Origin of the sequence: Flavobacterium sp. UBA7663, from assembly GCF_002483315.1 — a bacterium.
Lineage (GTDB): Bacteria > Bacteroidota > Bacteroidia > Flavobacteriales > Flavobacteriaceae > Flavobacterium.
This window is the reverse complement of sequence record NZ_DLHR01000027.1, coordinates 25,033-48,815: the sequence shown is the minus strand read 5'-3', so window position 1 is coordinate 48,815 and position 23,783 is coordinate 25,033. Positions and strand designations below refer to the sequence as shown.

General features: G+C 32.6%; 20 protein-coding genes and 1 tRNA gene. 16 read left to right on the top strand and 5 right to left on the bottom strand.

The window, feature by feature from the left end:
• Nucleotides 1-69 precede the first annotated feature (69 nt).
• The 7 genes from B2741_RS11690 to B2741_RS11660 all read left to right on the top strand — a co-directional run bounded on the left by B2741_RS11690 (nt 70) and on the right by B2741_RS11660 (nt 10,702).
• Nucleotides 70-2,841, top strand: a complete 2,772-nt coding sequence (locus B2741_RS11690; RefSeq protein ID WP_291139048.1) for a 2-oxoglutarate dehydrogenase E1 component — start codon at nt 70-72, stop codon at nt 2,839-2,841.
• Between the two features lie 59 nt (nt 2,842-2,900).
• Nucleotides 2,901-4,115, top strand: a complete 1,215-nt coding sequence (gene odhB / locus B2741_RS11685) for a 2-oxoglutarate dehydrogenase complex dihydrolipoyllysine-residue succinyltransferase (protein ID WP_291139045.1) — start codon at nt 2,901-2,903, stop codon at nt 4,113-4,115.
• A 193-nt stretch (nt 4,116-4,308) separates the two neighbouring features.
• A complete protein-coding gene (locus B2741_RS11680; RefSeq protein WP_291139042.1) occupies nt 4,309-6,015 on the top strand; it encodes a helix-turn-helix domain-containing protein in 1,707 nt (568 codons plus the stop codon).
• Between the two features lie 127 nt (nt 6,016-6,142).
• Nucleotides 6,143-8,581, top strand: coding sequence for a fibronectin type III domain-containing protein (locus B2741_RS11675; RefSeq protein WP_291139039.1), 2,439 nt, complete (start codon nt 6,143-6,145; stop codon nt 8,579-8,581).
• A gap of 85 nt (nt 8,582-8,666) precedes the next feature.
• Nucleotides 8,667-9,209: a hypothetical protein gene (locus tag B2741_RS11670; protein WP_291139036.1), complete on the top strand. Its 543-nt coding sequence runs from the start codon at nt 8,667-8,669 to the stop codon at nt 9,207-9,209.
• Nucleotides 9,210-9,234: 25 nt separating this feature from the next.
• Nucleotides 9,235-10,365, top strand: coding sequence for a hypothetical protein (locus tag B2741_RS11665; RefSeq protein WP_291139033.1), 1,131 nt, complete (start codon nt 9,235-9,237; stop codon nt 10,363-10,365).
• A gap of 70 nt (nt 10,366-10,435) precedes the next feature.
• The gene (locus tag B2741_RS11660) at nt 10,436-10,702 is read left to right on the top strand and encodes a hypothetical protein (protein ID WP_291139031.1); all 267 of its coding nucleotides are present in this window, start codon (nt 10,436-10,438) and stop codon (nt 10,700-10,702) included.
• Between the two features lie 133 nt (nt 10,703-10,835).
• Here the strand turns inward: B2741_RS11660 and B2741_RS11655 are convergent, their stop codons facing one another.
• Nucleotides 10,836-11,273, bottom strand: coding sequence for a retropepsin-like aspartic protease (locus tag B2741_RS11655; protein ID WP_291139029.1), 438 nt, complete (start codon nt 11,271-11,273; stop codon nt 10,836-10,838).
• A 68-nt stretch (nt 11,274-11,341) separates the two neighbouring features.
• Between B2741_RS11655 and B2741_RS11650 the strand changes: the two genes are divergently transcribed.
• The 9 genes from B2741_RS11650 (at nt 11,342) to B2741_RS11610 (ending at nt 17,692) form a co-directional block, all read left to right on the top strand.
• Entirely contained in the window at nt 11,342-12,109 is a 768-nt protein-coding gene (locus B2741_RS11650; RefSeq protein ID WP_291139027.1) for a TatD family hydrolase, read from the top strand.
• A 62-nt stretch (nt 12,110-12,171) separates the two neighbouring features.
• On the top strand, nt 12,172-13,311 hold the full coding sequence (locus B2741_RS11645; RefSeq protein ID WP_291139025.1) for a 1-acyl-sn-glycerol-3-phosphate acyltransferase: 1,140 nt from the start codon (nt 12,172-12,174) through the stop codon (nt 13,309-13,311).
• Nucleotides 13,298-14,329, top strand: coding sequence for an asparaginase (locus tag B2741_RS11640; RefSeq protein WP_291139023.1), 1,032 nt, complete (start codon nt 13,298-13,300; stop codon nt 14,327-14,329). The genes B2741_RS11645 and B2741_RS11640 overlap by 14 nt, the downstream gene beginning before the upstream one ends.
• A 75-nt stretch (nt 14,330-14,404) precedes the next feature.
• Nucleotides 14,405-14,492: transfer RNA gene (locus B2741_RS11635), tRNA-Ser, on the top strand.
• Between the two features lie 83 nt (nt 14,493-14,575).
• Entirely contained in the window at nt 14,576-15,397 is an 822-nt protein-coding gene (locus B2741_RS11630; protein ID WP_291139021.1) for a MotA/TolQ/ExbB proton channel family protein, read from the top strand.
• Between the two features lie 20 nt (nt 15,398-15,417).
• Complete coding sequence (locus B2741_RS11625; RefSeq protein WP_133608671.1) at nt 15,418-15,846, top strand: hypothetical protein; 429 nt, start codon at nt 15,418-15,420, stop codon at nt 15,844-15,846.
• 6 nt (nt 15,847-15,852) lie between these two features.
• Nucleotides 15,853-16,464, top strand: a complete 612-nt coding sequence (locus B2741_RS11620) for an ExbD/TolR family protein (protein WP_133608669.1) — start codon at nt 15,853-15,855, stop codon at nt 16,462-16,464.
• A 20-nt stretch (nt 16,465-16,484) separates the two neighbouring features.
• Nucleotides 16,485-16,958, top strand: a complete 474-nt coding sequence (locus B2741_RS11615) for an ExbD/TolR family protein (RefSeq protein WP_291139019.1) — start codon at nt 16,485-16,487, stop codon at nt 16,956-16,958.
• A 71-nt stretch (nt 16,959-17,029) separates the two neighbouring features.
• A complete protein-coding gene (locus B2741_RS11610) occupies nt 17,030-17,692 on the top strand; it encodes a porin family protein (RefSeq protein WP_291139017.1) in 663 nt (220 codons plus the stop codon).
• Here B2741_RS11610 and B2741_RS11605 read toward each other — a convergent pair.
• The 4 genes from B2741_RS11605 to B2741_RS11590 all read right to left on the bottom strand — a co-directional run bounded on the left by B2741_RS11605 (nt 17,687) and on the right by B2741_RS11590 (nt 23,755).
• Nucleotides 17,687-18,298, bottom strand: coding sequence for a hypothetical protein (locus B2741_RS11605; RefSeq protein WP_133608661.1), 612 nt, complete (start codon nt 18,296-18,298; stop codon nt 17,687-17,689). The genes B2741_RS11610 and B2741_RS11605 overlap by 6 nt on opposite strands.
• Nucleotides 18,299-18,308: 10 nt before the next feature.
• Nucleotides 18,309-19,778, bottom strand: a complete 1,470-nt coding sequence (rpoN, locus tag B2741_RS11600) for an RNA polymerase factor sigma-54 (RefSeq protein ID WP_291139014.1) — start codon at nt 19,776-19,778, stop codon at nt 18,309-18,311.
• Between the two features lie 87 nt (nt 19,779-19,865).
• On the bottom strand, nt 19,866-21,314 hold the full coding sequence (gene asnS / locus B2741_RS11595) for an asparagine--tRNA ligase (protein WP_291139013.1): 1,449 nt from the start codon (nt 21,312-21,314) through the stop codon (nt 19,866-19,868).
• A 29-nt stretch (nt 21,315-21,343) separates the two neighbouring features.
• Nucleotides 21,344-23,755 carry an efflux RND transporter permease subunit gene (locus tag B2741_RS11590; RefSeq protein ID WP_291139011.1) on the bottom strand — a complete coding sequence of 804 codons (2,412 nt, stop codon included), beginning with the start codon at nt 23,753-23,755 and terminating at the stop codon, nt 21,344-21,346.
• Nucleotides 23,756-23,783 lie beyond the last annotated feature (28 nt).

Below are 23,783 nucleotides of genomic sequence, written 5' to 3'. Positions count from 1 at the left end.
AAAGATTATCATAAAATGTTTTACTTTTGCGTAAAATTTTTAATTAATAGGTCTTACCGACAACACACTATGGATAGGTTTTCCTTTTTAAACGCTGCACATACTGCATTTTTTGCAGATTTATACGAACAATATTTACAAAATCCAGATAGCGTAGAGCCAAGCTGGAGAAGTTTTTTTCAAGGATTTGACTTCGCACAAGCGGGTTATGGTTCTGAAGAATTTGCCGCACAAGTAGTTCAAGTAGCTTCAGGCGATTCAGGAGAAATTTCTGAAAAAATGCAAAAAGAGTTCAATGTTCTGAAATTAATTGAAGGATATAGAACACGCGGGCATTTATTCACAAAAACAAATCCTGTAAGAGACAGAAGACTTCACGGACCTTCATTAGCACTTGAAAATTTTGGTTTATCTCAAGCCGATTTGAATACGGTTTTTGATGCTGCTAAAATGGTTAACATGAAGCCTTGTACTTTGGCTGAAATTGTTAAGCATTTAGAGAACGTGTATTGCCAATCTATCGGAGTGGAATACATGTACATTCGCGAACCGCACAAATTAGAATGGATAAAAAATCGTTTAGACATCAACGATAATTTACCAAACTTTTCTGCTGACAAGAAAAAACACATTCTTAAAAAATTAAACGAAGCAGTTTCTTTCGAAAACTTCTTACATACCAAATATGTAGGTCAAAAGCGTTTCTCATTAGAAGGTTGTGAAGCGGTTATTCCTGCTTTAGACGCTTTAGTGGAAGCTGCTGCTGATAAAGGCGTAGAGCAATTCGTAATGGGAATGGCACACAGAGGTCGTTTGAATGTATTGGCAAACATTTTTGGAAAAAATACTCAAAATATCTTCTCTGAATTCGACGGAAAAGACTACGATGAAGACGCTAACTTTGATGGTGACGTAAAATATCACTTAGGTTTAACTTCTGATAGAGTAACTGATTCAGGTAAAAAAATCAACTTAAATTTAGCTCCAAATCCTTCGCACTTAGAAACAGTGGGCGCAGTTATTGAAGGAATTACAAGAGCAAAACAAGATAGAAATTATCCAAATGATTTTTCAAAAGTATTACCAATTGCCGTTCACGGTGATGCCGCTGTAGCTGGTCAAGGTATTGTGTATGAAATTATTCAAATGGCTAAATTAGATGGTTATAAAACGGGTGGAACAATTCACTTAGTAATCAATAACCAAGTTGGGTTTACAACGAATTACTTAGATGCACGTTCGTCAACTTATTGTACGGATATTGCTAAAGTAACCTTATCTCCAGTTTTACACGTAAATGCTGATGATGCAGAAGCGGTTGTTCATGCGATGTTATTTGCTTTAGATTACCGTATGGAATTTGGAACTGACGTTTTCATCGATTTATTAGGATACAGAAAGTACGGTCATAACGAAGGTGATGAGCCTCGTTTTACTCAACCTGTTTTATATAAATTAATTGCAAAACATAAAAATCCAAGAGATATTTATGCTGAGAAATTAGCACAAGAAAATGTAATTTCGGCAGGATTTGTAAAAGAATTAGAAGAAGCTTACAAAGCAAAATTAGATGAGAATTTAGAAGCTTCTCGTAAGAAAGACTTAACTGTAATTACACCGTTCATGGAAAATGAGTGGGAAGGTTACAAACAAGTTTCGGATGATATAATGCTACAAAAATTTGATACTAAGTTTGATAAAAAACAATTAGCTGAAATCGCTAAAACCATTACTGAACTTCCTGCTGATAAGAAATTCATCAGTAAGATTACGAAGTTAATTGGTGATAGAAAAAACATGGTTGAGACCAATAAATTAGATTGGGCAATGGGCGAATTATTAGCTTATGGTTCTCTAATGTCAGAAGGTTTTGACGTGCGTATTTCTGGGCAAGACGTTGAACGTGGAACATTCTCACACCGTCATGCTGTAGTTAAAGTAGAAGATTCAGAAGAAGAAGTAATTCTTTTAGACAAAATAAAAGATAAAAAAGGAAACTTTTATATCTACAATTCGCACCTTTCAGAATATGGTGTTTTAGGTTTTGAATACGGATATGCGTTAGCATCGCCAAAATCTTTAGTAATTTGGGAAGCACAGTTTGGAGATTTCTCTAACGGAGCTCAAATTATGATTGACCAATACATTTCTGCAGGTGAAGATAAATGGAACAACCAAAACGGATTGGTAATGTTATTGCCTCACGGTTATGAAAACCAAGGAGCAGAACATTCATCAGCACGTATGGAGCGTTATTTACAAATGTGTGCAAAACACAACATGTATATTGCCGATGTAACTTCACCAGCTAACTTCTTCCATTTAATGAGAAGACAGTTAAAAACAGAATTCCGTAAGCCATTAGTAGTATTTTCTCCAAAAAGTTTATTACGTCATCCAGATGTAGTATCTTCAATGGAAGAATTAGCAAACGGACAATTCCAAGAAGTGTTAGATGATCCAAATGTTGCTGATAAGAAAGTGATTAAAACATTGGTTTTCTGTACAGGAAAAGTATATTTTGACATCATTGCACAAAGAGAAGAATTAGGTAGAAACGATGTGGCGGTTGTTCGTTTAGAACAATTGTTCCCATTAGCAGTTGACCAAATCAAAGCGATTATCGACAGTTACCCAAATGTTGACGATTATGTTTGGGCACAAGAAGAGCCTAAAAACATGGGAGCTTATTCTTATATGTTAATGAATTTCGATTTAGTAAAATTAAGATTAGCTTCGCCAAAAGCATATAGTGCACCAGCAGCGGGTAGTTATGAACGTTCTAAAAAACGTCAAAAGAATGCCATTGCAATGGTTTTTGATAAAACATTATTTCAATAAAAAACAACTCAATTATCACCCTGAGCTTGTCGAAGGGTAAACTTTTTAAATAAAAAGATATGATTTTAGAAATGAAAGTCCCTTCTCCAGGGGAATCAATTAAAGAAGTAGAAATTGCTACATGGTTAGTAAAAGATGGTGATTATGTAGAAAAAGACCAAGCGATTGCTGAGGTTGATTCAGACAAAGCAACATTAGAATTGCCAGCTGAAGCAAGTGGAATCATTACATTAAAAGCAGAAGAAGGTGATGCAGTAGCAGTTGGTGCTGTAGTTTGTTTAATCGATACAGGTGCAGCAAAACCAGAAGATGGTGCTCCAGTAAAAGAAGAAGCAAAAACGGTTGAAGCTCCAAAAGCTGAGGCTCCAAAAGCAGCTCCTGTAGCAGAAAAAACATACGCAACGCAAGCGCCATCTCCAGCAGCTAGAAAAATATTAGACGAGAAAAACATCGAGCCTTCTGACATCGTTGGAACAGGTAAAGGTGGAAGAATCACTAAAGATGACGCTGTAAACGCAGTACCATCAATGGGAACACCAACAGGTGGAAACCGTGGTTCGGAAAGAACAAAACTTTCTATGTTACGTAGAAAAGTAGCTGAACGTTTAGTTTCAGCTAAAAACGAAACAGCGATGTTAACTACTTTCAACGAAGTTGACATGACAGCTATTTACGCTTTACGTGATCAATACAAAGAAGAGTTCAAAGCAAAACATGGTTTAGGATTAGGTTTCATGTCATTCTTTACAAAAGCTGTAACCCGTGCTTTACAATTGTATCCAGATGTAAATTCAATGATTGATGGTCAAGAGAAAATTTCTTATGACTTCTGTGATATTTCAGTAGCGGTTTCTGGTCCAAAAGGATTAATGGTTCCAGTTATGAGAAATGCAGAAACGTTATCTTTCAGAGGTGTTGAAGCAGAAATCAAAAGATTAGCAATCAGAGCGCGTGATGGACAAATCACAGTTGATGAAATGACAGGTGGAACATTCACAATTTCTAATGGTGGTGTTTTTGGAAGTATGTTATCTACGCCAATCATCAATCCTCCACAATCTGGTATCTTAGGAATGCACAATGTGGTAGAAAGAGCTATCGTTAAAAATGGTCAAATCGTAATTGCTCCAGTTATGTACGTTGCCTTATCATACGACCACAGAATCATCGACGGACGTGAGTCGGTTGGATTCTTAGTAGCAGTTAAAGAAGCATTAGAAAACCCAGCAGAATTATTAATGGGTGGAAATGTGAAAAAAGCCTTAGAATTATAATCAAAATTCATTCAAATAAAATAATCCCAAATTCATATTGAGTTTGGGATTTTTCTTTACTAAAAATCCTGAGTTTAGATAATACAATTTGAAAATGGTAAAAGTTAATCTTGGAAATAATTTCCAAAGTTGTGTAGTTTTATTCTTATTTTAGCGCACTGTAATTTTCAGGTTGAGTTACCAATTTTTCAAGATGCATAAATTTATTTTTTCTGTCTTATTACTATTATCTATTAATTTGATCTTTGCTCAAGAATTGAGTGAATCAGAAATTAGTAGAACTCGTAGTATTCAGGAAAATCTTATATCAAATCCTGAAAAAGCGTATGCAGAAGCCTTGGAAATTAGTAATTCAAAAAACGAATTATTTCGTTTTTATGGCAAATATTACGTAGCCAATTATTTTTACAACAAGTCAGAGTTTACTTACTCAAAGAAATTGCTTATCATACTTATAGAAAGCATTGAAAAAAGCAAGATGGATAAATCAAGTAAAGTATATCAAGATTTGCTTGGAATGTGTGTAAACAAACTGTTTTATATACATAAAAATTTAGGAGAATATGACTTAGCATTGTTTTATCTTGACAAACATAAAAATAGTGTACCCAATAATCATTTTAACGAACAATATGGCTCAATTAAGGTTGCTATGGGCGATTATGTAAATGGAATTGCTTTGTTAAAGAGAGAATTAAAAACTTCTCATCACTTAAAATTGGGAGTAGGTGAAAAAAAAGTAATGAACAAGAAACTGTTTGCAGATAAATATAATATTATTGGCGAAGCTTATCAAAAGTATTATATTCATTCGAAGAAAACCGTGTTGTTAGATTCTGCAAATCATTACTTTAATGTAGCAGCAACAATGATGTTACAAGATAATTTTCAACCTGAGTACACCAAAGCATTATTAAGCATGCGCGAAGCAAAAAGTGCCGCTTTAGCAGGAAATTACGACAAATCATTATCGTTATATAGAAAGAGAAAAAAGTATCCTGTTATTCAGGATAATATAAGAACAGAGCAGTTGTTCGATTTAGGGATGGCCGATTGTTTTCATCATTTAAAGCAAGTTGATTCGGCACTTTTCTATTGTAAAAAATATGTTGAAAGTTATCAAGTAACTAAAGTTTCTAAAGAAAATTTATTAATGACTTATAACATTATGACACAATGTTATAATGAGAAAAATGACACTAAAAATGCGTATCGCTACGCTCAAAAAAGTTTAGAATTAATTCAATCAATAGAAGGTATAAAAAGTAAATCTTTAAATTTTCTTCATAATTACGATTTGAACAAAATAAAGGAAGAGTCTAATAAAGTTATTGCATCTAAGAATTATTTTAAAATATCGCTTTTTGGTATTTTGATTCTTTTTGCCGTAGTAGTTTATAGTTTTTATTATTATTACAAAAACCAGAAAGAAAAACATTATCGATTTTTAAAAATTATTCAAAACCTAAAAGAATCTAAAACTTCAGAAATTAGTAATCTTCAAATTGAAAAAGTTGAAGCCCAACCAAAACAAATAATTGATGAAGAGCTTATTGAAAAAATAGCAATAGGTTTAAAAAAATTAGAGCAAAAAGAAATTTTCTTAGATCCTAACTTCAAGTTGGCTTTTGTGGCAAAAAAATTAAATACAAATACCGCTTATTTGTCACAATATTTCAATCAGGTAATCCAAAAAACATTTTCAGAATATTCGCAAGAATTGCGAATTCATTACGTACTTAAAAAGCTGAAAGATGCTCCCTATTTTCGTAAATATACATTGCAAGCTATTGCAGAGGAAGTAGGTTATAAAGATGCCAATACTCTTGTTCGTGTTTTTAAAAAGCAAACAGGTCTTTCTCCTAATTATTATATTGAAAAATTAGAAAATACCGATTAAGTATTTAAAAATCAATAAGATAATTCTCTTTTAATCTTCTGATTATTTATAAATAGTCCAATATATAAATTGGTCTAGTACTTCTTATCTCATAGTTTTGGTGTAAAATAAAATCAAGACCGAAAATATGAAAAAAAGAATTACTTTACTCTGCCTATTGGCATTTTTGTACTTCATTCCTAATGCTGTTGCGCAATGTACTACTGCAACGTATGGATTGTTTCCAGCTAACACTTATACACCAAACTGTAGTGGAAACTATGAGACATTAACCAGTCAAAGTTATGCAGGCGAATACAGCAATGTGAATGTAATCGCAAACAGACAATATTCGTTTTCAAGTTCTGTAACAACAGATTATATCACAATTACAAATGCAACTGGAACTGTCACTTATGCAAGCGGAGTACAACCTGTAATTTGGGATTCTGGAAGTACTACAGGTGTTATTCGTTATTACCTTCATTCCAACGCTAGTTGTGGTAGTGAACAAGTGGAAAGGTCTCGTTATATTCGATGTGCGGATGCATCAAACTGTGTACCACCTTCAAATTTAGTGGTATCAAATATAACATCCAATTCTTGTAAAATGACTTGGACAGCGGCATCACCAGTGCCTTCTTCTCATTATGATATTTATATTGTTACAGCCAATATCGCCCCTACTGCAAATTCTACTCCTACCTTATTTAGTACAACTAACTTAAATACTACTCTCTATTTGAATGTTGCAGCAGGTACTACTTATTACTACTGGGTACGCTCTAACTGTGGAGCTACAACTGGTGTTTGGGTTTCTGGTGGTAATTTTACTACACCACCTGCATTAACTTGTAACGGTGCAATTTATGGATTATATCCTGATGCAACTTTTACACCTGCTTGTACAGGAAATACAGAACAAATCGTTGCAGATGCTTATGCAGGAGAATATTCAAATGTAAATATCTTGTCAAATAAACAATATACTTTTAGAAGTTCAGTTTCCACAGATTTTATTACCATAACTAATGCAACAGGAACAGCGGTTTTAGCCAGTGGTTTAACTCCTTTAACTTGGTTATCTGGTACAACTTCTGGAGTAGTTAGATACCATTTGAATGCCAATTCTAGTTGTGGAACTCAAAACACAAACAGAGTAAGATCTATTACATGTTCTACAATTTCAGTTTGTAATGCTCCAACGCAACTATTTTATGATGGTTTAACTTCGACTTCAAATAATATTGCATGGACGGCACCAAATCCTGCGCCAAGCAATGGCTATGTTTATTGTTATAGTACTGTAAACGATCCGTTTTCTGCAAATGCAATAACAGGAACAACGACGGAGATTTATGCGGAATTAAACAATTTATTACCAAACACCACTTATTATTTTTGGGTAAAATCTAATTGTGGCGCAACACAATCTAATTGGGCTTCTGGAGGTTCGTTTACCACATATCCAGCATCAGGATGTAACGAACCAACACAATTATTTTACGATGGTTTAACGTCGACAACCAATAACATTGCATGGGTAGAAGCTACACCTACACCGAGCAACGGCTATGTGTATTGTTATAGTACTGTAAATGATCCGTTTTCTGCTAATGCAATCACAGGAACGACGACAGAAACTTTTGTAGAATTAACCAATTTAACGCCAAACACCACCTATTATTTTTGGGTAAAATCTAATTGTGGACAAACACAAACAGATTGGGCTTCTGGAGGTTCGTTTACCACATATCCAGCATCCGGATGTAATGCACCAACACAATTATTTTACGATGGTTTAACGTCGACAACCAATAATATTGCATGGGTAGAAGCTACACCTACACCGAGTAATGGCTATGTTTATTGTTATAGTACTGTAAACGATCCTTTTTCTGCAAATGCAATAACAGGAACGACGACAGATACTTTTGTAGAATTAACCAATTTATCGCCAAACACCACCTATTATTTTTGGGTAAAATCAAATTGTGGACAAACACAAACCGATTGGGTTTCAGGTGGATCGTTTACCACATATCCAGAATCTCAATGTAACGCTCCTACGCAATTATTTACAGATCCTGAATCGGCAACAGTTGTAAATATTGCATGGGTAGAAGCTACACCTACTCCGAGCAATGGCTATGTATATTGTTACAGTACTGTAAACGACCCATTTTCTGCAAATGCAATCACAGGAACAACAACAGATACTTTTGCTGTTTTGAATAATTTAACACCAAACACTACGTATTATTTTTGGGTAAAATCTATTTGTGGCAACACACAAACCGATTGGGTTTCGGGCGGTTCATTTACAACCCAAATGCTTACTTCGGAATCATTCTCAATAAAAAATTTGAAGCTTTATCCAAATCCTGTAAAAGACATTTTAAACCTTTCATTTGATAAAGTAATTACAACTGTTTCTATATACAACTTATTAGGTCAAGAAGTTATTACAAAAACGGTAAACAGTAACCAAATTTCAATAGATGTTTCCAATTTATCTAATGTAACTTATTTGTTAAAAGTTACATCTGGTAATGAAGTAAAAACAGTAAAATTCATTAAACAATAAAACGGAACGCTTTCATTTATTAATTGAAAGCGTTTCTTAAAAAATCAAATTTATTTTATTAACCAATTATTTAACAAACAAATTTATGAGAGTATTAGCTTTAATTTTTATGGTTCTATCCTTTTTAGTAGGAGGTTTTTGTTCAGGAGTTTTATTTAAAAACATTGAAAACAGAATGGGAACAGATGGCGATTCTGAAAAATTAGAAGAAGTGTATCGTTTAGTAGAAAACGAGCAAAAACAAATTGATCAATTAAAAAAAGACGGAATCGACGTTACTAAAATTGAAGATCCACAAATAAAAGAAAGTTTAGAAATTATTGAAAGTACTCCTGCTAAATGGAAAGTTGTGTATGCGGGTAAATTGGGTATTTTATTAGCTGTTCTTGCTTTTGTAATGGTTGTAGTAGCATTTATGAAAAAAGAATTTGTTACTAAATTAAGCATTTTGATTGCTTTATTATCAGTTGTTTTGTGGGCTATAACTCCTTACATGGAAGCTGGAACATTCTCTGGCGCAAATCCTAAATCGCTTGCTTTAATTGGATGTATTGGTCTTATTGTTTGTTCAGCATGTGCTTTTATGAGCTACAAATTACATTTAAAAAAATCTCAAGCAACAGCTTAATTAATTTCATCATTCAATTACAATTATGAAAATCAATCGTTTACTATTAGTAGTTTCATTACTTTCTTTTGCTTTTTCTCAAGCTCAATTGTCAGCTTTTATTAATGGTAAAGAAGTAAAATCGGGTGCTACAATTTCTAAAAAAGATTTAGCAACCTTACAGGTAAGTTTTAAAAAGCCTAAAGCTGTAACCGTATATTCAGGTTATACAAATTTATATGTAGAGTTTTCAGACAATTCTAATGCCTACATAAACAGTTGGAGTTTTCAAAAAGAAGGCTATACTGCCATGTCTGATTTTATGAAAAATACTCCTGCAACCAAAAAATTCAGTGTTTTTGAAGGTAAAGATTTTTTAACTAGAGGAAATAAACTTGAATGGATTTTAAATGGTGCAAATGGAATAGAAAAACAAAAAACGATAAAAGTAGAAATAGGATTTTGGGTTAGAGAAGAAACAGGATATAAAGAATATGGACCAAAAGTTCAATTATTAGAACCAATTTTCTTTTATGTACCTATGTGGGAATCAAAAAGTCTATATTTACCTTATCTTGATTTAACTATTGATAAAACCAATATAAAGGAAGATGTCAATACTAGCCAAACAGGAAGCACAGATAGAAGCGATACAGAAGTAGGATACCAAATACACAAAAACCAAGAAACGTATAAAATTTATGCTTTTGAGAAATCGTCACACCCAGGTTTGACGGTTGAGGAATTAGCTAAAGATTTCATTCATAGAGTTACCTATCATTCAAATAACGATAAAGTAAAAAAAATCCATGAATATGATTTCGAAAAATATAATTTACCTTGGTATCATATCTGCGTGCTTTTTCGAGATGAACAAATACAAAATGTAGATTATTTCATAACTAAAGATGTTAAATCAAAAGATTTAATGAGTTTATATGAAAAAGTTGAATTCGGAAATATGAAAGGATACACATTTCAATCTGGTTTGTACAATACAGGAAGACAAGATGGAAAAACTTATAAAGATGTAGGGCAATTCAGAATCTATATCCTTAACCATCCTACAAATCCAGATTTAGTATTAATGATATGCAATGAAATTGGAAGAGGCACAGAAACGGCACAAGCTATTGATACTAACATGCAAACATTTCTAAAAAGCATTAAGCAATAATTTTTTATAAATATTCAAATCCCAAACTTCATGTTTTATGTTGTTTGGGATTAATTTTAAAACTAAAAAAATGGAAAGTTTATCAATTATAGGGATGATAATTATGGTGTTAGGATTTATTAATGGCGCTTGGATTGGAATTCTTTATATCATATCATTAAGTGCTGTTGCTGGAACCAAATTATCTAAGAAAGTAGGAACAGCAAATGAAAAAACAGACGAATATCTTGAACAAGGAAAATCAATGTCTAACACTTTATTGAAGAAATTGATTTGGAGATTAGCAGTTGGTTGTACAGGTTGGTTAATGTTTTATATTGCTACAGGTCGTTTTTAAAACCTACATTTTATCTATAAAAACCTACAAATTTTGTTATTTAAAAAATAAAATATTAAATCCTAAATTTTAATGAGTTTAGGATTTTTTTCTTTGCGAGTTTTGTGAAATCTTCAGCGTCTTTGCTATTAAATCACTTCAAATACAAACAATGATTACTATAATCAATAATTGCTTTTCCTTTTAGCAGAACATCAGCACCAATAATTCCGTCAACCGGTTTGGTTTTGTAATGACGAAGTGCATCATTTACATGACTCATATCAAAAACAATCAAATGAAATTTTTTATTTTTCCATCTACCTAATTGAATTTCGTTGTTTTTTGCCAATCGTGTTTCAATTCCGGTTGCACCAGCACCTGCGGCTTTAGTTTCTGAAAATTGGGCATCTAATTTAAAATGTTCAATGCTTTCAAAACCTACGCAACTATTGCTAGCACCTGTGTCTAAAATAAAATTGCCTTTAACACCATTTATCTTTCCTTTAATTAATAAATGTTGGGTTTTTAGCACCGTAAATTTTATCTTTTTATATTTTTTCCCTTTTAAAAAGTCTTGTAAATCTTCCATAGTTCAAAAGTAAATCAAATTTCTGAATCAAACTTTGTAACTTTGGCACTTTGTAATCAAGCTAATTAATGATACTTACCGATACACACACGCATTTATATTCAGAAGAATTTGATCAAGACTGCAACGAAATGATGCAACGTGCTATAAATGCAGGCGTTTCTCGTTTTTTTGTGCCTTCAATAGATTCTAATTATACATCCAAAATGTACGAATTAGAAAAGCAATATCCCGAAAATGTGTTTTTAATGATGGGATTACATCCAACGTATGTGAAGGAAAATTACTTGGAAGAATTAGCACATGTGGAAAAAGAATTGGCTTCCAGAAAATTTTATGCAATAGGAGAAATCGGAATTGATTTATTTTGGGATAAAACCTTTTTAAAAGAACAACAACACGCTTTTAAGCATCAAATTCAATTAGCGAAAAAGTATAAATTAGGAATCAATATTCACTGTCGCGATGCTTTTGATGAAGTTTTTGAGGTTTTAGAAAGTGAAAAATCAGCTGATTTATTTGGAATTTTTCATTGCTTTACCGGTGATTTGGGTCAAGCCCAAAGAGCGATTTCGTTAGGAATGAAATTAGGAATAGGAGGAGTAGCTACTTTCAAAAACGGAAAAATCGACCAATTTTTAAATGAAATCGATTTGAAAAATATTGTTTTAGAAACAGATTCGCCTTATTTAGCGCCTGTTCCATACAGAGGAAAACGAAACGAAAGCAGTTATACTCTATTAGTTGCACAAAAACTAGCTGAAATATATCAGATGTCCGTAGAAGAAATTGCAAAAATTACAACAGAAAATTCAAAACAAATTTTCGGAATTTAACCTAAAATAAAGTCTCAATTCATAAAATTTTTGTTCTTTTGTGAATTGTTTTTAAAATAAATATGTCAAAATTCGATTCTATTCGCCCGTATTATGATTCAGAAGTTAACGAAGCTTTAAAATCTTTGTTACATCATCCTATGATGAAGGCCATGATGGATTTTACTTTTCCAGAAATGGAGGACGAGGAATGGAAATCGCAATTGAGTAGAACACATTCTATTCGTGATTTCCAAGTCAATTTTGTGTATCAATCCATTCAAAGAGTTTTAGAGAGAAGTTCGGAAGGACTTACCACTTCGGGTTTTGAGAAATTAGAACCTAATACTTCGTATTTGTTTATTTCCAATCACCGCGATATTATTTTAGACACTTCATTGTTGAATGTTTCATTAATAGATCATGGATTAGTGATGACGGCTTCGGCTATTGGAGATAATTTGGTACAGAAAGATTTCTTGCTGAAACTATCAAAATTGAACAGAAATTTCTTAGTTCAAAGAGGATTATCGCCAAGAGAATTATTGCAAAGTTCAAAATTGATGTCAGAATACATGTATCATTTATTGTCAAAAGAAAATCGTTCTGTTTGGATTGCCCAACGCGAAGGAAGAACAAAAGACGGTAATGATGCAACGCATCAAGGTGTGTTGAAAATGGTAGGAATGGCAAACGATGAGGAAAAAGGAATGGACTTCTTTAAGAAATTAAAAATTGTTCCTGTTTCTATTTCGTACGAATATGACCCTACAGACGCTTTGAAAATGCCTCAATTAATAGCGCTTTCAAAAGACGAAGTATATATTAAGGAGAAAAACGAAGATTTTATAACGCTTTTAAGTGGGATTATTGGTCAAAAGAAGCGCATTCACATTCATGTTGGCGACGTTCTAGAAAACGAATATGAAAAAATAAAAGCTGAAACTGACAATAACAACAAGCAAATTCAGGCATTGGCTCAAGTAATTGATGATTCAATTCTTCAAACTTATAAATTATGGCCAACAAATTTTATTGCTTACGATATTTTATACAAAACAACTCGATTTGAGCATTTGTACAACGAAAAAGAACGTCAATTGTTTGAAAGAAGATTGGAAATGCGAATTGACGCCGATAATGAAACCATGAGAGAAGGTTTCTTGGCGATGTACGCTAATCCGGTTGTGAATAAATTGAAATATACTGATGACATCTCATAAACCAAAAATACTTTTAATTTACACCGGTGGCACTATCGGAATGGTAAAAGATTTTGAAACAGGAGCCTTGAAAGCTTTTGATTTTAATGAGTTGTTAAGCCGAATTCCAGAATTACATTTATTAGATTGTCAAATTGAAACGATTTCGTTTGATGTGCCTATCGATTCTTCAAATATGAATATTTCCAATTGGCAAAAAATGGCCAAAATTATTGAGGAAAATTATTCAAAATTTGATGGATTTGTTGTTTTACATGGTTCAGATACGATGTCGTATAGTGCTTCTGCATTGAGTTTTATGTTGGAGGATTTGTCAAAACCAGTAATTTTCACAGGTTCGCAATTGCCAATTGGTGATTTAAGAACGGATGCTAAAGAGAATTTAATCACAGCAATTCAAGTTGCTTCGCTTCAAGAAAATAAAAAGCCAGCTATTCAAGAAGTATGTTTGTATTTCGAATACAAATTATATCGTGGAAACCGAACTACAAAAATCAGTGCCGAACATTTTAATGCTTTTACTTCACCAAATTTTCCTGAATTAGCACAATCTGGTGTGCATTTAAAAGTAAATAAGGATATCATTCTAAAACAAAAAGCAGCTAAAAAGCTAAAAGTACACACCGATTTTGATGACAATGTGGCTATTTTAAAGATTTTCCCAGGTATTAATCAACATGTTTTAAACGCTTTTTTTGCCATTCCTAATTTAAAAGGAATCGTTTTAGAAACGTATGGTTCAGGAAATGCACCCACAGAAGAATGGTTTGTTCAAACATTAGAGCATGCTATTCATAATAATATACATGTAATTAACGTTACACAATGTAGTGGAGGAAGTGTTTCGATGGGAAATTACGAAACCAGTACACAATTAAAAAATATAGGAGTAATTTCAGGTAAAGACATTACTACTGAGGCTGCTATCACTAAATTGATGTATCTGTTAGGTCAAAAAGTGTCAAATAATGTTTTTAAGACCATATTTGAAACAGGAATACGCGGAGAAATGTTATAAAAATAACGTTTAAAATTTTTATACATGAGTTTTTTTGCGTTATTTAGCACCCTTAAAATCGAGTATTGTTTCAATAGAGAGGTGGCCGAGTGGTCGAAGGCGCACGCCTGGAAAGTGTGTATACTCCACAAGGGTATCGAGGGTTCGAATCCCTTCCTCTCTGCAGAATGATATTAATTTTAAAATTTTATAAATATTTTTATATCTTTAAACCCAATTAACTAATTAAATTTAAGAACAAAAGCGATGAAAAGATTATTTTCTATTTTAGCAATCACGGGGCTTATGACTTTTGGAAATGTTCAAGCTCAAGATTCAACTCAAGCAGCAGCTCCTGCTACAGAACAAGTAGCTGATACAACTGCAACAGAAGCAACAACTGACGAAGCAACAGCAACAACTGAAGAGGCTGTAGCTGAAGAAGCTACTTTTACTCAATCAATGAAAAAACGTTTCATTGAAGGAGATCCAATTTGGATGTCTCCGGTATTATTGTGTTTAATTTTAGGTTTAGCAATTGCTATTGAAAGAATTATTTACTTAAATCTTTCTACTATCAATACTAAAAAATTCGTTTCTGATGTAGAATCTGCATTAAACTCAGGTGGTATCGAAGCAGCTAAAGAAGTAGCTAAAAATACAGCTGGTCCAGTTGCATCTATTTTCTATCAAGGTTTAGAGCGTTCATCTCACGGATTAGAGTCTGCTGAAAAATCTATCGTTGCTTACGGTGGTGTTCAAATGGGACAATTAGAGAAAAACGTATCTTGGGTTTCTTTATTTATCGCTCTTGCACCGATGTTAGGATTCTTAGGAACAGTAATTGGTATGATTGTTGCATTTGACCAAATTGAGTCTGCAGGATCTATGGAGCCATCATTAGTAGCTGGAGGTATTAAAGTAGCGTTATTAACAACGGTATTTGGACTTATCGTTGCGATGATTCTTCAAGTTTTCTACAACTATATTACTGCTAAAATTGACTCTATCGTTAATGATATGGAAGATGCTTCTATCAGCTTAGTTGATATGTTGTCAGATTACTTCAAAGAGAAATTAAACAAATAATACATTAACAAATTATTGTTATGAACGTATACAAAATTTCAAAAATTGTAGTAATTATAATTGGTATTATTGCCTCTATTTTATTCGTATCTGCTTTAGGTATGGAGATTTCAATGGAGAATAATTCTTATATTGTAGATTACTTTATATATGTATCCTATTTAGCAATGGCAATTGCTTTCTTTTCTGTTGTTTACTTCGTATTTAAAAATTTAATTACGCACAAAGATCAGTTAAAAAGAGCGCTTATTTCTTTAGGATTGTTTGCTGCTATTGTTTTAGTAGCCTTTATTCTTGCAGATAGTACTGAAGTTAAATTGAAAGATGGTGGAGTTATCTCTTCATTTTCTTCTAAGTTAATCAGTACTAGTTTGAATACATTTTATATTCTTGCTTTTATTTCAGTAGGAGTATTAGCTTGGACTGGATTTTCAAAAATTAAAAGATAATAGATCATGGGTAAAAAAAGAGGTGCACCGCCAGAAGTGAATGCTGGTTCTATGGCAGATATTGCATTCTTACTTTTAATTTTCTTCTTAGTTACTACTACAATTGGAGTAGATCAGGGAATTAATAGACTCTTACCTCGTTATGAAGAGAACCCACCTGTTCCGCCTATTAATGAAAGAAATATTTTAACAGTTTTAGTTAATAAAGACAATCAGTTACTTGTTGAAGAGAAACTAGTTGATATTAAAGACTTAAGACAAACTGCTATTGATTTTCTTGAAAATAATGGTAAAGGTACTTGTACATATTGTAATGGAAAAAAAGATCCAAATTCATCAGACGGTCCTGATGATGCGGTAATTTCATTAAATAATGATGGGCAAACTACTTATGAAACTTATATTGCGGTTCAAAATGAACTAGTAGCAGCATATAACTTTTTAAGAGATAGAGAATGTAAGAAGCGTTACGGTATGACTTTTACAGAAATGGAATACATTTTTAATGATCCAGCTTCTAAAGCAACCGAAGGTTTAGTAGAGGATTTAGAGCCGAAAGTAAAAAAGATTCAGGAATTATTTCCTATGAGACTTTCTGAAGCAGAGCCAAAAAAATAATTATATAATATTAAGAAAGTATGTCTAAATTTAAAAAGAAAAATACGGAGGGGACTCCTGCAATTTCAACAGCATCTTTACCAGATATTGTATTTATGCTTTTGTTCTTCTTCATGACTGCTACTACCATGAAAGACACTGATTTAAAAATTGAAAATACATTACCTAAAGCAAATCAAACTGCTAAATTGCATAAGAAAGAATATGTAATGTATATTTACGCTGGTAAACCAAGTGAAAGATATCGTGCTACTCTTGGAGGTTCAGATCGTATTCAATTAGCTGATAAAATGGCTTCGCCATCAGAAATCAGAAATTTCATTATTACGGAAAGAGCTCAACGTAACTCTGAAGACGAAAAATACCTTACTGCTTCATTGAAAATTGACAAACAAGTGAAAATGGGATTAGTAGGTGCTATTAAACTAGAATTACGTAAAATAGAACAATTAAAAGTAAATTATACAACAGCACAAGGTAATCCTGTTGAATAGTATTTTTATGTTATAAATAAAAAGGCACGCATTTGCGTGCCTTTTTTTATTATTTTTATAAAAAATATATAATGCGACAATTTGTATCCCTTTTTTTTCTGCTTTTTATTACAATAGGCTTTTCACAAACTGAATCTGTGTCAAAACCAGTTGTAGATTCTCTTTTTAGAGAAGATCAGTTCTATGTTTCCATAGCCTATAATTTTATTCAAAAAAAACCCGATAATTTTAATCAGTATTCTTTTTCAACTGGTTTGTCTGCAGGGTTTTTAAGAGATTTTCCTATTTCTGAAAATAGACATTGGGCAATAGCGCCTGGAATCGGTTATTCTTACAACGATTTAAAACAAACAATCGATTTATCTGCTGTTACAGAAAATCCCGATTTTGAATTGGTTAAAAGTAAAATAATTTTACATTATGTTGATTTACCACTAGAAATTCGTTGGCGAAATGCAACTCCCGATAGTCACAAATTTTGGAGAATTCATGCTGGTTTTATGGCGAGTTATTTAATTAATGGAAAATTTACTTACGAAGGTGGTTTAACAGGAAGCGAAAACATAAACGATATTTTAAATAAATTTCAGTACGCAACGTATTTAACTTTCGGATTCAACACTTGGAATGCCTACATCCATTATGGTTTAAACCCATATTTTGATAAAGACAAAACAGCCGCTGAAAATAACATGACGACTTTGAAAATTGGTTTGATGTTTTATATCTTATAACCAATACTGATACAAAAATACCTGTGGTCCGGCTCCAATAATAATTCCGGCAATAAGTTCTGTGTAAGTGTGAGCTTTCATGTATAAGCGCGAAGAAGCTACTAAACCAATGCAAACAATACAAAAAGCAATAAGGTTTACAAAAGGTAATTGGTAATACATGCTTAAACCAAAAATAAAGCACGTTAAAGCACTAATTCCTATCATGTGTAAACTTGCCTTGAATTTTAAAATTACACTGGCTAAGACGATTACACTACTTAAAAATCCGCCAAGAAAAAAGAAATACAATTCAGCAACCGAATCTTGTGAAACACTGAATTTTATTAATACAAACAATAAAATAGCTTGTACCGCAATTGGCATTTTTCTTTCGCTAATGCTGGCTTCGGTAAACGAACTTACAACTCCTAACGATCTAAATAAAAAATACATCGATAATGGTAATAATAGTGTCAATATCGTTACTTGAACTAGCGTGACTATTATTTGCGAATTGTAATAGAAAGAATTGGTAATTAAAAAGAAAAATAAAGTACCATAAATGGAAACAAATATGGGATGAAAAATATACGAAAAAACAGGTAATATTTTTTTTAAATCCATAATTACTCTGTTAGATTTTCTTTCTCAAACGCGCTACTGGAATATCTAATTGTTCGCGATATTTTGCGATTGTTCTTCGGGCAATAGGATAACCTCTTTCCTTTAAAATTTCGGCTAATTGATCGTCTGGTAACGGTTTCTTTTTATCTTCTTCTGAAATAACTTGTTGTAAGATATTTTTAATTTCGATAGTAGAAACTTCTTCTCCTTGGTCGTTGGTCATCGATTCACTAAAGAATTCTTTGATTAATTTCGTTCCGTAAGGTGTGTCAACATATTTGCTATTCGCTACACGCGAAACAGTTGAAATATCTAAACCAACCATATCAGCAATATCTTTTAGAATCATCGGACGAAGTTTAGTTTCTTCTCCTTCTAAAAAGTATTCTTGCTGATAAAACATAATCGCATTCATCGTAACATATAAGGTTTCCTGACGCTGTTTAATCGCATCAATAAACCATTTTGCCGAATCTAATTTTTGTTTGATAAATTGAACTGCGTCTTTCTGCGAACTCGATTTTTCAGAAGTGTCTTTATAACTTTGCAACATTTCCTGATAATCTTTTGAAACATGCAATTCTGGAGCATTTCTTCCGTTTAGAAGTAACTCTAATTCGCCATCAACAATTCGAATTGTAAAATCGGGAACAATGTGTTCTACCATTTTCTGATTGCCGTCAAAACTTCCTCCTGGTTTCGGATTTAGTTTTTCAATTTCATCAATCGCTTTTCTTAATTGTTGTTGAGAAACGTCAAATTTTTGCAATAATTTATCGTAATGTTTTTTACTAAAAGCATCAAATTGCTGTTCAATAACTTGAATGGCTAAATTAATAGAATCCGATGGTGTTTTATGTTTTAATTGCAATAATAAACATTCTTGTAAATTGCGTGCGCCTACACCAGCAGGTTCTAAATCCTGAACCAAATGCAAAATGCGTTCTACAGTAGCTTCATCCGTATAGATACCTTGCGTAAACGCCATGTCGTCAACAATATCTTGTGTTGTTCTTCGGATATAACCCATATCGTCAATACTTCCGACTAAAAATTCGGCAATATCGCGTTCGTCATCACTTAAAATAAACGTATTTAACTGATTGATTAAATCTTGATGAAAACTAACAGGTGCAGCAAACGGAAGTGATTTATCATCATCGTCATCGCTGTAATTATTGGTTTGATATTTGTAATCTGGCGTTTCGTCGTTACTTAAATACTCATCGATGTTTATGTCTTGTGCGTCGATATGGTCGTTATCATAATCGTCGTAATCATCATCGTTTGTGTTTACTTCGTAATCATCTGCTTCGTAATTATCTTCCTTGCTACTTTCTTCTAAAGCAGGATTCTCAACCAATTCTTCCTGAAGACGTTGCTCAAATGCTTGCGTAGGCAATTGAATTAACTTCATCAACTGAATTTGTTGAGGCGATAATTTTTGAGATAATTTGAATTGTAAACTGTGTTTTAACATTGTTTTTTGTTTAAAAGTTTCAGGTTTCAGGTTTCAGGTTGTCAATAACAAAAACAACTTGAAACTTTAAACTTGAAACAAATATTTTTAGAATTCTGCGTTTTGTGGCGTTCTTGGGAAAGGAATTACGTCTCTAATGTTACCCATTCCTGTTACAAAAAGCACTAATCTTTCAAAACCTAATCCAAATCCTGAGTGAACAGCCGAACCGAATCTTCTCGTATCTAAATACCACCAAAGTTCTTCTTCGTCGATTCCTAAGGCTTTCATTTTTTCTACTAATACATCATAACGCTCTTCTCTTTGTGAACCTCCGACGATTTCTCCAATTCCTGGGAATAAGATATCCATTGCTCTAACAGTTTCTTTTCCAGGTTCAGTATTATCGTTCAAACGCATGTAAAACGCTTTAATTTTTGCAGGATAATCAAATAAAATTACCGGACATTTAAAGTGTTTTTCCACTAAGAAACGTTCGTGCTCACTTTGTAAATCAGCACCCCATTCGTTAATGATATATTGGAATTTTTTCTTTTTATTTGGTGTTGAGTCTTTTAAAATATCAATAGCTTCCGTATAAGAAACACGTTTGAAGTTGTTGTCTAATACGAAACTTAATTTTTCTAAAAGCGTCATTTCGCTTCTATCCGCTTGTGGTTTTGACTTTTCTTCTTCTAACAATCTGCTTTCTAAGAATTTCAAATCATCACCACATTTATCAACTGTATATTTGATAACGTATTTGATGAAATCTTCAGCCAAATCCATGTTATCAGCCAAATCATTGAAAGCAACTTCAGGTTCAATCATCCAAAACTCAGCTAAGTGACGCGAAGTGTTAGAATTCTCTGCACGGAAAGTTGGTCCAAACGTGTAAATTTGACCTAATGCCATAGCAAAAGTTTCGCCTTCTAATTGTCCAGAAACTGTTAAATTGGTCTGTTTTCCGAAGAAATCTTCTTTGTAGTTGATGCTTCCATCTTCGTTTCTTGGAGCAGAACCATCTATTGGTAAAGCAGTTACTTGGAACATTTCTCCGGCACCTTCGGCATCAGAACCTGTTATGATAGGCGTGTTCACGTAGAAAAATCCTTTTTCTTGAAAATATTGATGTACTGCAAACGCTAATGTTGAACGCACACGCATAATTGCTCCAAAAGCATTAGTTCTAACGCGTAAATGAGCGTTTTCACGTAAAAATTCTAGCGAGTGTTTTTTAGGTTGCATTGGGAATTTCTCCGCATCACTATCACCTAAAATCTCTAATTTAGAAACTTGAATTTCAAATTTTTGACCAGCGCCTTTACTTTCTACTAATTCTCCAGTAACAGAAATAGCTGCTCCAGTTGTAATTCTTTTTAACGTTTCATCAGGTGTGTTTTCAAAATCTACTACACACTGAATATTATGAATGGTTGAACCATCGTTCAACGCAATAAATTGATTGTTTCTAAATGTTCTAACCCAACCTTTAGCTGTTACTTCATGTAATGTTTTCGTGCTGTTTAAAAGGTCTATAACTTTTGAGTGTTTCATTTCGATTTATTATTTATAATGCAAATATACTATTTCTCGTTTGAATTTTCTTCTTCAATATCTTCAGCTAAAATATCTAATGTTGGTTCTAAGAATTCTTGTTGGTTAGCAATGGTTTTGTCTAACGAAAGCAACAAAGCTGGTAATAAAATTAAGTTGGAAAGCATTGCAAAAAGCAAAGTTGTTGCAACTAATCCTCCTAAAGCAACTGTTCCTCCAAAATCTGAAAGCGTAAATACAGAGAATCCAAAAAACAATACGACTGAAGTGTAAAACATACTAATTCCTGCTTCTTTTAAAGTGGCATAAACAGAGCGTTTTATTTTCCAATCATTAGATTTTAATTCTTGACGGTATTTGGCTAAAAAGTGAATCGTATCGTCAACAGAAATTCCGAAAGCAATACTAAATACTAATATGGTCGAAGGTTTAATTGGAATTCCTAAAAAGCCCATTAATCCAGCTGTCATTACCAAAGGTAAAATATTTGGCAATAACGAAACCACAATCATTTTGAAAGAACGGAACATGTAAGCCATTAATAAAGAAATCAAAACAATAGCAAAAAGTAACGATTGCACTAAGTTGTCAATTAAATAATGTGTTCCTTTTTCAAACACATAGGCTTTTCCAGTAAGCGAAACTTCATAACGTTCTTTTGGAAAAATATGATTGATTTTATCTTGTAAACGTTCTTCTATTTTTTGCATTTTATCGGTACCAATATCTCTCATAAAAGTGGTAATGCGTGCGTATTGCCCTGTACTGTCTACATAGCTTTTCAGCATGTTTTCATTTCCTTTTTGAGTCGAATTTTTGATGAATGATAAAATAAATGCTTCTTCTTGTTTGGTTGGTAATTCGTAAAATTCGGGATTTCCGTTATAGTAAGCTTGTTTGGAATATTTAACTAAATTCACAACCGAAACTGGTTTTGATAATTCTGGAATTTCTTCTATCGTTTGTTGTAGTTCTTCAATTCGTTTTAATGTAACCGATTTTAAAGCGCCTTTCGGTCTTTTTGTGTCAATTACGATTTCTAAAGGCATTACACCATCAAATTCTTTTTCGTAGAATAAAATATCTTTGAAGAAAGGTGCTTTTTTAGGCATATCTTCAATGATACTTCCTGAAACTGTGATTTGATAAATTCCGATGATTCCTAAAACTAATATTCCAATTGCAGTTGAAAAAACCGTGACACGATGATGTCTAATTGTATTTTCTATCCAATTTATGAAAGCAGCCATATAGTTTTTCCCCAAATGCGCCAAGTGTTTTTCCTTTGGCATTGGCATATAACTATAAACAATTGGGATGATGATTAAGCATAAAATAAACAAGAAAACAATGTTTAATGACGCAACAATACCAAACTCACTTAACAGTTTACTATCCGTAAAAATAAAAGTACCAAAACCAGCCGCAGTAGTTAAATTCGTCATCAAAGTAGCATTTCCTACTTTTGAAATTACACGTTGTAACGACTTGGCTTTATTACCATGATTCTTGATTTCTTGTTGGTATTTATTGATTAGAAAAATACAGTTGGGAATTCCAATTACAATAATTAATGGCGGAATAATTGCCGTTAAAACCGTGATTTCGTAGTTTAAAAGCCCTAATGTTCCAAACGACCACATTACGCCAATAATCACTACAAACATTGAAATCATGGTAGCTCTAAAACTTCTAAAGAAGAAGAAGAACAATAAAGAAGTAATTCCAAGTGCGGCACCTACAAACAATCCAATTTCCCCAATAATACTATTAGCGTTTAACGTTCTAATGTATGGCATTCCCGAAACGCGAAGGTCTAATCCAGTTTCTTTTTCAAAGGCGCTTATTTTTTCTTGACTAAGATGTTTTTCAATAAAAGCTTTTCTTGCTGGTGTATTTACAATTTTTTTGTCCATGTAAATTGCAAAACGAACAGCGCCACTTTCTTTGTTAAAAAGCATTCCTTCGTAAAAAGGTAAATCGTTATAGAATTCTTTTTCTTTTGTTTTTAAATATGAATCGGAAATACTGTCGTTATTGATAAAAGGAACAAGTTTAAATTTTTGAGCAATCGTATCTTTTTCTAATACGCGTAAATCTTCAATAGAAAGGGTAAGTTCAGTTGCTTTGTCTTTTTTTATTTCTGAAACAAATTTTTCCCAAGCTCTATAATTTTTTTCGGTAAAGAAATTTTTGTCTTTAAATCCTAGAACTACTAAGTTTCCTTCTTCGCCAAATTTTTCTAAAAACGAATTGTACTGAATATTTACCTCGTGATCATCAGGTAGCAAGTTAGCTTCAGTGAAGGTAAAACGCATGTTTTTCCACTGAAAACTCATGAAAATCGTAAAAAGTACAATAAGTACTAATAAAAAAACGCGGTTTCTTAAAATTCTACTTGCAATATAATCCCAAAAACTGGTACTTAACCACTTTAACATCTCTCAAAAATTAGGGTGCAAAGGTAGT

Excerpts from the sequence above, each read along its gene's own strand:
- rpoN (WP_291139014.1), bottom strand. The coding sequence starts at position 19,778 with ATGTTAAAACACAGTTTACAATTCAAATTATCTCAAAAATTATCGCCT.
- B2741_RS11610 (WP_291139017.1), top strand. The coding sequence starts at position 17,030 with ATGCGACAATTTGTATCCCTTTTTTTTCTGCTTTTTATTACAATAGGC.
- B2741_RS11620 (WP_133608669.1), top strand. The coding sequence starts at position 15,853 with ATGGGTAAAAAAAGAGGTGCACCGCCAGAAGTGAATGCTGGTTCTATG.
- odhB (WP_291139045.1), top strand. The coding sequence starts at position 2,901 with ATGATTTTAGAAATGAAAGTCCCTTCTCCAGGGGAATCAATTAAAGAA.
- asnS (WP_291139013.1), bottom strand. The coding sequence starts at position 21,314 with ATGAAACACTCAAAAGTTATAGACCTTTTAAACAGCACGAAAACATTA.
- B2741_RS11665 (WP_291139033.1), top strand. The coding sequence starts at position 9,235 with ATGAAAATCAATCGTTTACTATTAGTAGTTTCATTACTTTCTTTTGCT.
- B2741_RS11650 (WP_291139027.1), top strand. The coding sequence starts at position 11,342 with ATGATACTTACCGATACACACACGCATTTATATTCAGAAGAATTTGAT.
- B2741_RS11675 (WP_291139039.1), top strand. The coding sequence starts at position 6,143 with ATGAAAAAAAGAATTACTTTACTCTGCCTATTGGCATTTTTGTACTTC.
- B2741_RS11670 (WP_291139036.1), top strand. The coding sequence starts at position 8,667 with ATGAGAGTATTAGCTTTAATTTTTATGGTTCTATCCTTTTTAGTAGGA.
- B2741_RS11590 (WP_291139011.1), bottom strand. The coding sequence starts at position 23,755 with ATGTTAAAGTGGTTAAGTACCAGTTTTTGGGATTATATTGCAAGTAGA.
- B2741_RS11615 (WP_291139019.1), top strand. The coding sequence starts at position 16,485 with ATGTCTAAATTTAAAAAGAAAAATACGGAGGGGACTCCTGCAATTTCA.
- B2741_RS11625 (WP_133608671.1), top strand. The coding sequence starts at position 15,418 with ATGAACGTATACAAAATTTCAAAAATTGTAGTAATTATAATTGGTATT.
- B2741_RS11645 (WP_291139025.1), top strand. The coding sequence starts at position 12,172 with ATGTCAAAATTCGATTCTATTCGCCCGTATTATGATTCAGAAGTTAAC.
- B2741_RS11655 (WP_291139029.1), bottom strand. The coding sequence starts at position 11,273 with ATGGAAGATTTACAAGACTTTTTAAAAGGGAAAAAATATAAAAAGATA.
- B2741_RS11630 (WP_291139021.1), top strand. The coding sequence starts at position 14,576 with ATGAAAAGATTATTTTCTATTTTAGCAATCACGGGGCTTATGACTTTT.
- B2741_RS11680 (WP_291139042.1), top strand. The coding sequence starts at position 4,309 with ATGCATAAATTTATTTTTTCTGTCTTATTACTATTATCTATTAATTTG.
- B2741_RS11640 (WP_291139023.1), top strand. The coding sequence starts at position 13,298 with ATGACATCTCATAAACCAAAAATACTTTTAATTTACACCGGTGGCACT.
- B2741_RS11605 (WP_133608661.1), bottom strand. The coding sequence starts at position 18,298 with ATGGATTTAAAAAAAATATTACCTGTTTTTTCGTATATTTTTCATCCC.
- B2741_RS11690 (WP_291139048.1), top strand. The coding sequence starts at position 70 with ATGGATAGGTTTTCCTTTTTAAACGCTGCACATACTGCATTTTTTGCA.
- B2741_RS11660 (WP_291139031.1), top strand. The coding sequence starts at position 10,436 with ATGGAAAGTTTATCAATTATAGGGATGATAATTATGGTGTTAGGATTT.